The sequence below is a fragment of the Arthrobacter sp. D1-17 genome (assembly GCF_054130535.1).
This window is the reverse complement of the sequence record NZ_CP096382.1, coordinates 2,903,775-2,916,776: the sequence shown is the minus strand read 5'-3', so window position 1 is coordinate 2,916,776 and position 13,002 is coordinate 2,903,775. Positions and strand designations below refer to the sequence as shown.

General features: G+C 66.3%; 9 protein-coding genes. 2 read left to right on the top strand and 7 right to left on the bottom strand.

Features of this window, described 5'->3' with window-relative positions; all coding sequences use genetic code 11:
* Positions 1 to 45 precede the first annotated feature (45 nt).
* The 3 genes from M1E01_RS13580 to M1E01_RS13570 are packed head-to-tail and all read right to left on the bottom strand — an operon-like array spanning position 46 to position 5,322.
* Complete coding sequence (locus tag M1E01_RS13580; RefSeq protein ID WP_457972099.1) at positions 46 to 1,602, bottom strand: FAD-dependent oxidoreductase; 1,557 nt, start codon at positions 1,600 to 1,602, stop codon at positions 46 to 48.
* The gene (locus M1E01_RS13575) at positions 1,599 to 3,845 is read right to left on the bottom strand and encodes a molybdopterin oxidoreductase family protein (RefSeq protein ID WP_457972098.1); all 2,247 of its coding nucleotides are present in this window, start codon (positions 3,843 to 3,845) and stop codon (positions 1,599 to 1,601) included. Before M1E01_RS13575 ends, M1E01_RS13580 begins: the two co-directional genes overlap by 4 nt.
* A gap of 1 nt (position 3,846) precedes the next feature.
* Positions 3,847 to 5,322, bottom strand: coding sequence for an MFS transporter (locus M1E01_RS13570; RefSeq protein ID WP_457972097.1), 1,476 nt, complete (start codon positions 5,320 to 5,322; stop codon positions 3,847 to 3,849).
* 280 nt (positions 5,323 to 5,602) lie between these two features.
* Here M1E01_RS13570 and M1E01_RS13565 point away from each other — a divergent pair, with 280 nt between their 5' ends.
* On the top strand, positions 5,603 to 7,015 hold the full coding sequence (locus M1E01_RS13565) for an MFS transporter (RefSeq protein WP_457972096.1): 1,413 nt from the start codon (positions 5,603 to 5,605) through the stop codon (positions 7,013 to 7,015).
* A gap of 105 nt (positions 7,016 to 7,120) precedes the next feature.
* Here M1E01_RS13565 and M1E01_RS13560 read toward each other — a convergent pair whose 3' ends face one another.
* Both M1E01_RS13560 and M1E01_RS13555 read right to left on the bottom strand, forming a co-directional pair.
* Complete coding sequence (locus M1E01_RS13560; protein ID WP_457972095.1) at positions 7,121 to 8,935, bottom strand: ATP-binding protein; 1,815 nt, start codon at positions 8,933 to 8,935, stop codon at positions 7,121 to 7,123.
* A gap of 124 nt (positions 8,936 to 9,059) precedes the next feature.
* The gene (locus M1E01_RS13555; protein ID WP_457972094.1) at positions 9,060 to 9,734 is read right to left on the bottom strand and encodes a Maf family protein; all 675 of its coding nucleotides are present in this window, start codon (positions 9,732 to 9,734) and stop codon (positions 9,060 to 9,062) included.
* 359 nt (positions 9,735 to 10,093) lie between these two features.
* On the opposite strand from M1E01_RS13555, the gene M1E01_RS13550 reads away from it, so the two are divergent.
* Entirely contained in the window at positions 10,094 to 10,714 is a 621-nt protein-coding gene (locus M1E01_RS13550) for a hypothetical protein (protein ID WP_457972093.1), read from the top strand.
* 6 nt (positions 10,715 to 10,720) lie between these two features.
* Here the strand turns inward: M1E01_RS13550 and M1E01_RS13545 are convergent, their stop codons facing one another.
* Positions 10,721 to 11,425 carry an alpha/beta fold hydrolase gene (locus tag M1E01_RS13545; protein ID WP_457972092.1) on the bottom strand — a complete coding sequence of 235 codons (705 nt, stop codon included), beginning with the start codon at positions 11,423 to 11,425 and terminating at the stop codon, positions 10,721 to 10,723.
* Between the two features lie 81 nt (positions 11,426 to 11,506).
* Positions 11,507 to 12,931 carry a dicarboxylate/amino acid:cation symporter gene (locus M1E01_RS13540; protein WP_457972091.1) on the bottom strand — a complete coding sequence of 475 codons (1,425 nt, stop codon included), beginning with the start codon at positions 12,929 to 12,931 and terminating at the stop codon, positions 11,507 to 11,509.
* Positions 12,932 to 13,002 lie beyond the last annotated feature (71 nt).

Below are 13,002 nucleotides of genomic sequence, written 5' to 3'. Positions count from 1 at the left end.
CGACCGGCGGAAATTGCGCTCGGGCCGAACGACCACGGTCAGCTTTCAGGCGGCTGCCGCCTGAAAGTGTTTTTCGATGAGCACCTTGATGTCCTCGTGGCAGCCACCGCATCCGGTGCCCGCGCGAGTTGCAGAGGAGACCTCCGCCACGGTGGAGCAGCCTTCCGTCACGGCGTCGGCGATCCTGCCGCCGCTGACCCCGGCACAGCGGCAGACGGTGCTTTCCGGGTCGCTGGCTGCTGCAGAGGTGGCCAGCTGGTCAGGCCCGTCAAGGCGCAGCAGCAGGGACCTGTCCGCGGGCAGTTCGGCGCCGCGTTCGAAGAGCTGCACCAGCTCTCCGGCTGTGCGGGGCATGCCGACGCTGACCAGGCCTTCCAGCACGCCGCCGCGGGTGGTCATCTTCACGTAACGTCCGTGCTCAGGGTCGGCCCACTGGGCGATCTGCAGCCGCGGCCGCCCGCTCACTGCCCCGGCCGTCAGGACTTCCTCGTCCCATGGCTCAGCGGAATTGTCCCCGGCCACGGCCATGTTCATGCCACGGGCCTTCAGCACGATTACGCCCGGCTTCTCCTGGGGAAGTACCGGCAGCGCATCTGCGTCCCCTTCGCCAGCCAGCAGCAGCAGGTATTCAGCGAGCCATTCGGCCTGCCGCCAGCCAGGACCCACCAGGCCGGACGGGCCGCGCGCAGTGCGGCACTCGACGCAGTCCGGTTCCGGGCAGCGGACCTCGGCGCAGTCGCCGATGGCGAAGATGTGCGGCTCATGGTGGGCACGGAGCCGGTGGTCGACGAGGATTCCAGTGCCTGTCGAAAGGCCGCAGCCCTCGGCCAGCTCGGTCCGCGGCCGTACGCCGCAGGAGAGGACCAGCAGGTCACCGTCAATCGCGGAACCGTCCTCGAGCAGCAAAGCCGAGAACCCGCCGTCGGGAGCGCTGTGCTCGACGCCGGTGGAGCGGGCGTTGCCGGCCACGCGGACGCCGCAGCTGCGCAGGCTGGCAGCGAGCACTGCTCCGCCGCCCCGGTCGATGGTCCGCCCCAGCGGGTGGGGCCCGTTGTGCACCACGGTGACGGTGGCGCCTTCTTCGGCCGCTGCAAGGGCGGTCTCGAGGCCCAGCACACCGCCGCCGAGCACCACCACGCGCTTGCCGCCTGAGACTGCCTGGCGCAGCACCTCGGCGTCGCGGAGGTCGCGGAGTGCGGTGACGCCCGGTGGGAGGACCGGAGCGGCGGGGTCCGGATTCAGTCCGATGAGGTTGGGAATGACGGGCCGCGAACCTGTCGCGAAGACCAGCCGGTCGTAGTGCGCGGAGGTCCCATCGGAGAGCAGGACGTTCTGCCGCGCCCGGTCAACGCGCTTGACCTTAACGCCCAGCCGGACGTCGACGCCGTCCGCCACCAAGGCAGCAGCATCGGCGAGGGCCAGGGCCTCGGGTGTGGTGCGGCCCACGCCGAGATCAGCAACCAGCACGCGGTTGTAGGCGGCCTCGGCCTCCTGGCCGATAACCGTGAGCCCCACCTGCCCGGCGCGCAGTGCCGGCAGCAGTTCGTCTACCAGCCGGGCCGCCACCGGACCGAATCCCACTATGACAACCTGCTCGCTCATGAGGCCTCCGATGCTTGAAGAACACGCGTGTCTTGTACGTTCACAGCCAGCCGGACCCACACTTTGTTGAACTTGAATTCCGGCATCCCCGAGATGGGATCCGTGGCCGCTTCCGTGAGCCGGTTGGCGCTTTCCAGTTCGGGGAAGTGGAAGGGCAGGAACACGGTTTCAGGACGGATGGCCGTGCTGAGCTGCGCCCGGCAGAGCACTTCACCGAGTTCATTCGCGAGGGAGACCTGTGCCCCGTCGGTGATGCCCATGGCCGCGGCTGCGCCCGGGTGGATCTGCATCCTGGCCTCAGGCTGGGAGGCGAGGAGCTCGGACACGCGGCGCGTCTGGGACCCTGACTGGTAGTGCTCCAGCAGCCGGCCGGTGATGAGGGTCATCGGCCTGGCGGCGGGATCTGCAACGTCCCTCCCGGGCTTTGCGGCCGGAGCACGACGGCGGCGCGGCGCCACCGGGGTGAGCACTGCCTTGCCGTCCGGATGGGCAAAGGCGTCCAGGAAGAGGCGCGGTGTCCCCGTGCTGCCCGCGGGGTACGGCCAGTACGCGGCCTCGCCGCTGTCCAGCAGGGCGTAATCGATGCCCGAGTAGTCGGCCGCACCGCCGGCGGACGCGAGGCGGAGTTCCTCGAAGACCGTCTCTGGATCGTCGCTGTAGGTGGAGGGGGCGTCCAGGGCCTCGGCGAGCCGGGCCATGATCCACAGTTCGCTGCGGGCGCCGGCTGGCGGACTGATTGCCTTGCGGCGGCGGAGGACGCGGCCTTCGAGGTTGGTCAGCGTGCCTTCTTCCTCGGCCCACTGGAGAACCGGCAGGACGAGGTTTGCCTCGGCCGCGGTCTCGGACATGAAGAAGTCGCAGACCACCAGGAAGTCCAGGCTGCGGAGCCCCCGGATGACGGCGTTGGCGTCCGGCGAGGCGACCACGATGTTGGAGGCGTGCACGAAAAGGCAGCGGACGCCGTCGGGCTGTCCCAGTGACTTGAGCAGCTGCACGGCCGGCAGGCCGGGACCGGGGATGAGCGACTCGGGCACGTTCCAGACCTTAGCCATGTGTGCGCGTGCGGCCGGATCGGTGATCTTGCGGTAGCCCGGGAGCTGGTCGGCCTTCTGGCCGTGTTCCCGGCCTCCCTGGCCGTTGCCTTGGCCGGTGAGGGTGCCGTAGCCGCTGCGGGCAGTACCCGGCAGCCCCAGCAGCAGGCTGAGGTTGATGGCTGCGGTGGCCGTGTCTGTGCCGTCCACGTGCTGTTCCACGCCGCGGCCGGTGAGGATGTAGCTGCCGCCGCGGCGGGCTCCGCTGGCGAGCCGGCGGGCCGTTTCGCGGATGAGGTCGGCGGGAACGCCGGTGAGGGATTGGACCCGCTCAGGCCAGAAGGCGTTGACGCTGCGGGCGACGGCGTCGTAGCCCGTGGTGCGCGCCGCAACGTAGCCGGCATCCACCAGGCCTTCATGAATAACCACGTGGGACAGGCCGAGCAGGAGGGTGAGGTCTGTGCCGGGCAGGGGCTGGAGGTGGAGCCCGCCGCCATCGGAGGTGAAGGCCGCCGTGGCGGAACGCCGCGGGTCCACCACGATGAGGCCGCCGGCGTCGCGGACTCCCTGCAGGTGCTGGACGAACGGCGGCATGGTCTCGGCGACGTTGGAGCCGAGCATCAGGATGGTGCTGGCGGTGTCCAAGGCTTCGAGCGGGAACGGCAGCCCGCGGTCAAGGCCGAAGGCGCGCATGCCGGCGGCAGCCGCCGAGGACATGCAGAACCGGCCGTTGTAGTCGATCCGGGAGGTGCCCAGGGCGAGGCGCGCGAACTTTCCCAGTTGGTAGGCCTTTTCGTTGGTGAGCCCGCCGCCTCCGAACACGCCGACAGCGTCAGCGCCGTACTTTGCGCGCGTGTCTTTGACGGCTGCGGTGACGTGCGCCAGGGCATCGTCCCAGGAGATGGGGCGGAAGACGCCGTCGGGCCCTTTGAGCATGGGTTCGGTGACACGGCCGGGGTGCTGCAGCAGCGACGCCGAAGTCCAGCCCTTGCGGCACAGCCCGCCGCGGTTAGTGGGGAAGTCGCGGCCGCTCACTTCGAGGGCCAGCCCTTCCACTCGAGGAGCCGCGAGCGGGGGCGCAGCAGGCACAGGGTCTGACCCCGGCCGGACAGCCGGGGCCAGACCTGTCGCGGCCGGGGCCGCGGGGGACTTCAGCGTCATGGCGCACTGCAGGGCGCAGTAAGGGCAGTGCGTTTCGGCGCTCGTGGTCATGTTAGACGTGTCCCATCGCGTTTCGGTTGGCGTTGCGGATGTAGCAGAACCAGCAGACGGACAGCATCAGGACGTAGGCTCCGACGAAGCCGTAGAACGCTGAGGTGTAGGAGCCGCTGGCTGTGTTGGAGGCGTTCAGAACCTGCGGGATGACGAACCCGCCGTAGGCGCCGATGGCCGAGATGAGTCCCAGGGCCGCGGATGCCAGCCGCTGGGTGTGCACTGAGCTGGCGCCCGCGCGCGCTGCCCGGCTGGAGGTGGCGAAGATGACCGGGATCATCCGGTAGGTGGCGCCGTTTCCGAAGCCGCTTGCGGTGAACAGCATCAGGAACAGGACCAGGAAGAGCCAGAAGCTCTTCAACGGCAGCGTCCAGATCATGGTCAGCGTGATGACGGCCATGGAAGCGAACGCGGCAACGGTCATCCGTGCCCCGCCCATCCGGTCCGCCATGCGGCCGCCGTAAGGGCGGGCCAGGGACCCGACGAGGGGGCCGAGGAAGGCCAGTGAGAGGGCCACCGTGCCAACACCGATGGAGGAGAAGGCGGGGAAGTAGTCCTTGATGAGCTTGGGGAAGACGCCGGCGAAGCCGATGAATGACCCGAAAGTGCCGATGTACAGCAGAGCCATGATCCACAGGTGCGGTTCCTTCAGGGCGGCCACGGAGCCCGCCACGTCACCTTTGGCGCTCGTCAGGTTGTCCATGTACTTGAAGGCGCCGAACGCCGCGATCAGGATGAACGGGACCCACATCCAGCCCGCCATCGGCAGGTTGACGGTGCCGGCGGCCAGGAGCGTGATGACGATAGGGACAGCCAGCTGGGCTACGGCCGCACCGAGGTTTCCGCCCGCCGCGTTCAGGCCAAGCGCCCAGCCTTTTTCACGGGCAGGGTAGAAGAACGTGATGTTGGCCATCGAGCTGGCGAAGTTGCCGCCGCCGAAGCCGGCAAGGGCGGCGACCAGGAGCATGACACCGAAGGGAGTCTCCGGATTGGAGACACACAGCGCCAGGCCGACGGAGGGGATGAGCAGCAGCAGGGCCGAAACGATGGTCCAGTTGCGGCCGCCGAACCTCGGGACCATGAAGGTGTAGGGGATGCGGAGGGTTGCGCCCACAAGGCTGGGCATGGAGATCAGCCAGAAGATTTCGGAGGTGCTGAAGGTAAAGCCTGCTGCCGGGAGCTGGACCACGACGATCGACCACAGCTGCCAGACAACGAAGCCCAGGAATTCGGCGAAGATGGACCAGTTGAGGTTCCTGCGCGCAATGGAACGGCCCTGCGTTTCCCACTGGTGCTTGTTCTCTGCATCCCAGTTAGCGATCCAGCGGCCGGGGCGGAGCTCAAGGGCGGGAGCGTCGGTGGTAGTGGCCGAGGCGGTGTTCGCATTGAGGGGAGCGGAGCCGCTCCCGGGCTTCGGCTCTGCGGCAAGGTCGAGGGAATTGCCGGTGCCGGATTCTGCGGTGCTGTCAGCAGTCACGGTGTACCTCCTTGGGAATGTGGTGTCCTTCCAAGGTATGGAAGCCGCGTTTCGAGGACAGTCGCCCTGTGTTAACGGGCTGTGACATTTGCCTATCAGTGACCCGGAGGGGGAGTTAGGCATTGGCAGGAGACCTCATCGTGAGACGATGCGGATTGTCCGGATAATGGACAAAATGCCCGGTTGCCGGACTGCGGGAACTAATATTGAACTCTGTTTTTGTCCTTAAGTCGGGCGGGGTCGGCAGCGAATTCCGTCCAGTCCCAGAAAGCGACACTTCATGTCATCCCCTGCAACGTCAACGGAACGTGGCACTCCCAAGCCGGTGAACTCCAAAGGCAAAGTAATCTTTGCCAGCCTCATCGGAACGACGATCGAGTTCTACGACTTCTACATCTATGCGACTGCATCGGTGCTCGTCTTTCCGCGGCTCTTCTTCCCCGAAGCCACGGAAATCAACGCACTGCTGAGCTCCTTTGCAATTTTCGGCGTAGCCTTCATCGCCCGCCCCATCGGCTCCGTCCTCTTCGGACACTTCGGCGATAAGTTTGGCCGCAAGGGCACGCTGGTCGCCTCCCTCCTCACCATGGGCGTCGCCACGTTCCTCATTGGCCTGCTGCCCACTGCTTCAGTCCCTGGCTGGGCTATCTTCGCGCCGCTGCTGCTCGTCCTGCTGCGCTTTGCACAGGGTCTTGCCCTGGGCGGTGAGTGGTCCGGCGCTGCACTGCTGGCCACCGAGAACGCCCCCGAGGGCAAGCGCGCCATCTACGGAACGTTCCCGCAGCTCGGCGCCCCTATCGGCTTCATCCTGGCCAACCTGCTCTTCATCTGGTTCAACGCCACCCTCAGCCCCGCAGACTTCCTCGCCTGGGGCTGGCGGGTTCCGTTCCTGCTCAGCGCCGTGCTGGTGATCGTTGGCCTCTACGTCCGGCTCAAGCTTGTGGAGAGCCTGTCGTTCCAGAAGGTCCTGAAGGAAGAGAAGGTTGCGAAGGTTCCGTTCACGGCAACGTTCAAGAGCCACTGGCGCCCGGTGCTGGCCGGAACGTTCATCATGTTCGCCACCTACGTGCTGTTCTACATCATGACGTCCTTCACCCTGACCTACGGCACCAAACCCGCCTCCGTCGAGGCTGCCCAGGCAGCTGCCGAGAAGGCAGGCAGGCCGATGTCAGCCGCTGAAATCGCCAACTTTGTTCCCGGCCTGGGCGTTCCCCGCGGTGATTTCCTCTGGATGCTGATTCTCGGCGTCGTATTCTTCGGCATCTTCACGCTGGTGTCCGGCCCGCTGGCCGAGAAGTGGGGCCGCCGCAAGTTCCTCCTGGGTGTCACCGCAGGCATCTTCGTCTTCGGCATGCTGTGGTTCACCATGTTCGGCCCCGGCCCGGGTGCCGCCATTGTCGGCCTGATCGTCGGCTTCACGCTGATGGGCCTCACGTTCGGGCCGATGGCCGCGATCCTGCCGGAGCTTTTCCCCGCGAATGTGCGGTACACCGGTTCCGCTGTGGCCTACAACCTCTCCAGCGTGATCGGTGCAGCTCCGGCGTCTTTCGTCGCGATTGCCCTCTGGCAGGCCGCCGGCGGAAGCACCTGGCTGGTGGGTGTTTACATGGCTGCCGCTGCGGTGCTCACCTTCATTGCCCTGTGGCTCACCCGGGAAACCAAGGACACGGACTACGAAAACAACGTGGCCTAAGTCCTGATTGCTGGCCGGTCCCCGCTGCCGGGGCCGGCCACACTATTACCCCGGATATGGAAATGCCCGGTGTGACATTCACACCGGGCATTTTCATGAGCTCATTCAGTCCTCGATGGTGGCAATCACAGCGCCGGCGGCCACTGTCTGGCCGGCGGCCGCGGCCAGTCCCGTGACGGTGCCGGAACGGTGGGCGGTCAGTGGCTGCTCCATCTTCATGGCTTCCAGCACGACGACGAGATCCCCCTCGGCGACGACGTCACCCTCGGCGACGGCCACCTTAACGATGGTGCCCTGCATGGGGGAGGTCAGGGCATTGCCGCCTGCCGCTACAGCCGTACCGCCGGACCGGCTCCGCTTCTTGGACTTGGCCGGCTTTCCGCCGCCGGAGGCAGCGCCGCTGAAGCTTAGTGAGGCGGGGAGGGCAACTTCCAGCCGCTTGCCGCCGACCTCCACCACGAAGGTCCGGCGGTCGCCCGGTTCCTCTGCGGCTTCACTTCCGGCACCGCCGGGCGTCCAGGCAGGCAGCTCGTTGGCGAATTCGGTCTCAATCCAGCGCGTGTGGACGCTGAACGGCCCCTCCTCGGGGGCGAAGTCCGGGTGGCTGACCACGGCAAGGTCAAACGGGATGACGGTGGGAATGCCTTCCACCACCATTTCCTCAAGCGCCCGGCGGGAGCGCTGCAGCGCCTGGGTACGCGTGGCTCCGGTGACGATCAGCTTGGACAGCATCGAGTCGAAGTTGCCGCTGATGACGTCACCCTGCTCCACGCCGGAGTCGATCCTGACGCCGGGACCGGTGGGGTTCTTCAGCATGGTGATGGTGCCCGGGGCGGGCATGAAGTTCCGGCCGGGGTCTTCGCCGGTGATGCGGAATTCGATGGAGTGACCGCGGACCTCCGGGTCGTCATAGCCCAGCTTCTCGCCACGGGCCAGGCGGAACTGCTCGCGGACCAGGTCGATTCCCGTGACCTCTTCGGACACGCAGTGCTCCACCTGGAGGCGGGTGTTGACCTCGAGGAAGGAGATGGTGCCGTCCTGCCCCACGAGGAATTCACAGGTTCCGGCGCCGAGGTAGCGGGCCTCTTTGAGGATCGCCTTGGAGGACTCGTAGAGGCGCCTGTTCTGCTCTTCGGTGAGGAACGGTGCCGGAGCCTCTTCGACGAGCTTCTGGTTGCGGCGCTGCAGGGAGCAGTCGCGGGTCGAAACCACAACGACGTTGCCGTAGGCGTCGGCCAGGCATTGCGTCTCCACATGGCGGGGGGCGTCCAAAAACCGCTCGATGAAGCATTCACCGCGGCCGAATGCCGCAGTCGCCTCCCGGACAGCCGACTCGTAGAGTTCCGGGATTTCCTCGCGGGTACGCGCAACCTTGATGCCGCGGCCGCCGCCGCCAAAGGCGGCCTTGATGGCGACGGGGAGGCCGTACTTGTCAACGAACTCCAGAATTTCCTCGGCGGATGCGACGGGGTCGGCCGTGCCGGGCACCTGCGGCGCCCCGACCTTTTCGGCGATGTGGCGGGCCTGGACCTTGTCACCCAGCGCAGAAATCGCTTCCGGTGACGGGCCGATCCACGTGATGCCGGCGTCGATGACCTTCGCGGCGAACTGGGCGTTTTCCGCCAGGAAGCCGTAACCGGGGTGGATTGCATCAGCGCCGGACTGGCGGGCTGCCTCAATCAGCTTGTCCATGACCAGGTACGACTCGGCAGCGGTGTTGCCGCCCAAAGCGTAGGCCTCGTCCGCGAGGCGGACGTGCAGGGCATCCCGGTCGGGCTCGGCGTACACGGCGACGGAGGCGATGCCTTCGTCCCGGGCTGCCCGGATGATGCGTACGGCGATCTCACCGCGGTTCGCGATCAGGACCTTTGTGAGGTTTGCGTGCACTGGGCCTGCGGACTGCTCCGGCTTAACTGACAAGGCGTCTCCTTCTTTCCTTCAGGGAGCCTAGCCTGATTTTGAGGATTCCGCCGATATTACTGGCGGAATCCGCGTGTAGGCGGCCTTTGCTTTGTAGGGTTGCTACAAGGAGCCGCGAATCGGTCTACTCGGCACGCACCTCTGCCGGATCAGCGGCGCCGCCGGTCCACAGTTCCGTGACGTTCACTTTTGCCTGGCCGAGCAGGCCGCGCAGGGTGGAGATGGAGAGCCCGACGACGGCGTGGGGGTCGCCGTCGACCTTGCGGATGAAGGCGCCGCCGTAGCCGTCGATTGTGAAGGATCCCGCGCACTGAAGGGGCTCGCCCGTGGCGATGTAAGTATCGATCTCGTCCTCGCTCATGTCCATGAAATGGACTTCGGCCGAAGATACCGAGCCGACAGTCGCGCCTGAGCCGGGGTCGCCGTCGTCGGACCCACCGGTGTCCCGGCAATCCACCAGCCAGTGGCCGGTGTGCAGCACGCCCATGCTGCCGCTCATCCGAAGCATCCGTTCCTTCGCTACCTCGGCTGTGTAGGGCTTGCCATGGGCTTCGCCGTCGAATTCGAAGACGGAATCGCAGCCGATCACCAGGGCGCCGTCAGCTTCGGGCAGGGAGGCCACGGCTTCGGCTTTGGCGCGTGCCAGGAGCAGGGCGGTGTCGTGCGGATCCGTCACGCCGTAGCGCGCCTGGACGGCGTCCTCGTCCACATCGGAGACGAGGATGTCATGGGCGATGCCCGCGTTGCTGAGCAGTTTGGTGCGGGCGGGGGACTGGGAAGCAAGAATGAGGCGGGTCACTGCACCAGCCTAGTTGCTTGGCCTGAACCTCCGGCCCCCTGCAAGCGGCCGGGCCAATAATGTCGTGGGTCACGGCACAGTCGTAGGTCACGGACAGTTGAACCATAGATGGCAGGCAGGTACCGGAAGGGATTCCCGGAGCAACGGCATGCGGAGTGAGCATGCCGCCCCGGTCCTGGGCAGCGCCCAGGGCGCCGCGGTCCGCGGCGGAGGCATCGTCGCGGCTTCTGGCCCAGATTCACACCGACTTCACAGCTGTGGCCTAGGAAAAGCGCAACTTCGGAGGCGCATCCTGTTCCCATGGCCGTAACGGCCGGCGGCGACGGGGCTGCCAGCGTCGGCTGATCGAGGAGAAGATCATGAACCGTAGCAAGAAGGTTGCACTCAGCCTCGGTGCTGCAGCGGTTGCGCTCGGCGCCGGTTTGAGCGCGACAGGAATAGCCTCAGCGACGACTGCCCCACCGACCCCCAACTCCGGCAGTTCCTCGGCGAACGCGGCGCCCGAGGGTCAGGCGCCAGGCAATGGGCAAGACAAAGGGCAAGGCCCTGGCCGGAGCGTAGGCAAAGGTCAAACCCACGGCCATGCCTTAGGTCACGGCCGGGCTCACGGGCAGGGGCTGCGCGGAGCGCAGGCTTCAGCGCTGGCGGCCAAGCTGGGAGTGGACGGAGCCAAGGTGGCAGACGCTCTCCGGAAATTCAGGCAAGAAACCCGGCCGTCCGGTCCCGGGGCTGGTGGTCAGAAGCCGGACCGCGCGGCGAGGGACGCAGCGCTGGCCGCATCCTTGGCAAAATCACTGGGGATCGATGAGGCCAAGGTGAAGGCCGCGCTGGAGGAACTTCGCGCTGAGGCCGGTAAGAACCGGGCTGCAGACCTGAAGCCGCGGCTGGACCAGGCTGTTAGGGACGGCACGCTTACCCAGGCGGAGGCGGATGCCGTGATGAAGGCAGTGGAGCAGGGCGTGATCGGTGGACGCCACTGAAGTTCCCTAAGCGGACTTGTCCACCGCTGCCAGGATTGCCTGTCCCAGTTCGGCAGGCCTGGTGAACTGCGGCCAGTGCCCCGTCGGCAGGTCCACCAGCTCGACGTCACGGATGCGGGACAGTTCTTCAACGTACGGGTGGCCCGCATCCATCCAGTCGTTGAGCAGGCTGCTGGGAAACTCGCAGGCGATGACTGTGGCGGGCACATCATAGCGGCGCGGGTCATAAAGGTGCTGCCGGCCGTAGGCCACGCCCTTGGGCTGGGGAATGGCACGCGCACGGAACATGGCCCGAAGGTCGTCATTCATGTCCACCAGGTCCTCCTCCTCGAAGCCTTCCCACGGCGGCAGCGGTATCTCATCACCCTGCGCCGGCAGTTCATCATTGATGACGCCGCCCTCACCGAGAGGCCCGCTGTCCACATAGATGGCACGTGCGACGCGGTCCGGCCGGGCGTCGACTGCACCGTGGATGATGGCACCGCCGCCCGAGTGGCCCACGAGGACCACCTGGCCGCCAATGCCGTCGACTGTTTCCACGACAGCGTTGATGTGGTCGCGCAGCCCGATGCTGCCCCGCTCTGCATCAGGAGCCTCCAGCCCGGGCAACGTCAGCGGATGGACTTTGTGCCCGGCGGCGGTGAGCGGGGGAGTGACCCCGGACCACGAGGATGCATCGAGCCAGAACCCGGGAACCAGAATGATGTCCATGCGGGTACCCTACCGCGGACCATGCCGCCGTGGAGCGGAAAAAACGCCTGTGCCCCGGGACTTCCGGGGCACAGGCGTTTATCAGCGCTTCGCGCCCGCCAGTTGGGGCGTTTCGTGTGAGGCCGGCATAGCGAATGCAGGTGCGTCGTCTGTGAAGGGGTCTCCGGTCCGGTGGGCGTTGTACAGCCCCTCGTCCAGGATGCCCTGACGCTTGGCCACCAGTGTTGGGACAAGGGCCTGGCCGGCAACGTTAACCGCGGTGCGGCCCATGTCCAGGATGGGGTCGACAGCGAGCAGGAGGCCGACGCCGGCCAGCGGCAGTCCCAGCGTGGAGAGGGTCAGCGTGAGCATGACCACGGCGCCAGTGGTGCCGGCAGTAGCAGCCGAGCCGAGCACGGATACCAGCGCGATCAGCAGGTACTGGCTGAAGCCCAGCTCGATGCCGAAGAACTGCGCGACGAAAATGGCCGCAATTGCGGGGTAGATGGCTGCGCAGCCGTCCATCTTGGTAGTCGCGCCCAGGGGAACGGCGAACGAGGCATAACCGCGGGGGACGCCGAGATTCCGCTCGGTCACCCGCTGTGTCAGCGGAAGGGTGCCGATGGATGACCGCGAGACGAATGCCATCTGCACGGCCGGCCAGACGCCGGAGAAGTACTGCTTGACGGACAGCTCGTGGGACCGGACCAGCACGGGGTACACGCCGAAGATGACGAGTGCGAGGCCGATGTAGATGGCAGCCGTGAACTTGCCCAGTGCACCGATGGTGTCCCAGCCGTAGACGGCGACGGCGTTGCCGATCAGACCGACAGTGCCCAGCGGCGCAATCCGGATGATCCACCACAGGACCTTCTGGATCACTGCCAGCGCTGAGGCATTGAGCGTCAGGAAAGGTTCGGCCTGCTTGCCGACCTTGAGGGCGGCGATGCCGACGGCGATTGCGATGACCAGGATCTGCAGCACGTTGAAGCTGACGGCTGTGGTCACAGCGCCGGATTCGGCCACGGTGGAGCTCGCACCAAGGCCGAGGAAATTCTTGGGGAAGAGGCCTGTCAGGAACGCCCACCAGTCACCCGACTTGCCGGAGTACTCCCCGCGCTCACCGGAAATACCGGTATTGGTGCCGGGCTGCAGCACCACGCCGAGGCCGATGCCGATCAGGACGGCGATCAGGGACGTAATGGCAAACCACAGCAGGGTGTTCCAGGCCAGCCGCGCCGCGTTGGAGACCTCGCGGAGGTTGGAAATGGAGCTCACTACCGCGGTGAAGATCAGGGGAACGACGGCGGTCTGCAGCAACGAGACATAACTCGACCCTATGGTCTGCAGCGTCGCGCCAAGGGCGTTGGGGCTGGCTTTCGTGCTGCCGGTGTACTTGGCCAGCAGGCCAAGGCCGAGTCCCACGATCAGGGCAGCGATGATCTGGAAGGCGAAGGAGCCTGCCCATCTGGGCAGCTGGAATCCGGATGATCCGGACGAAGGAGGGGTGCTGGTTTGAGTGCTCACTCCATCAAGCTAGGACGCGCAAAATACAGCTTCCACTCCTCATTGAGAAATATTACGTTGTCCCTGCTCCC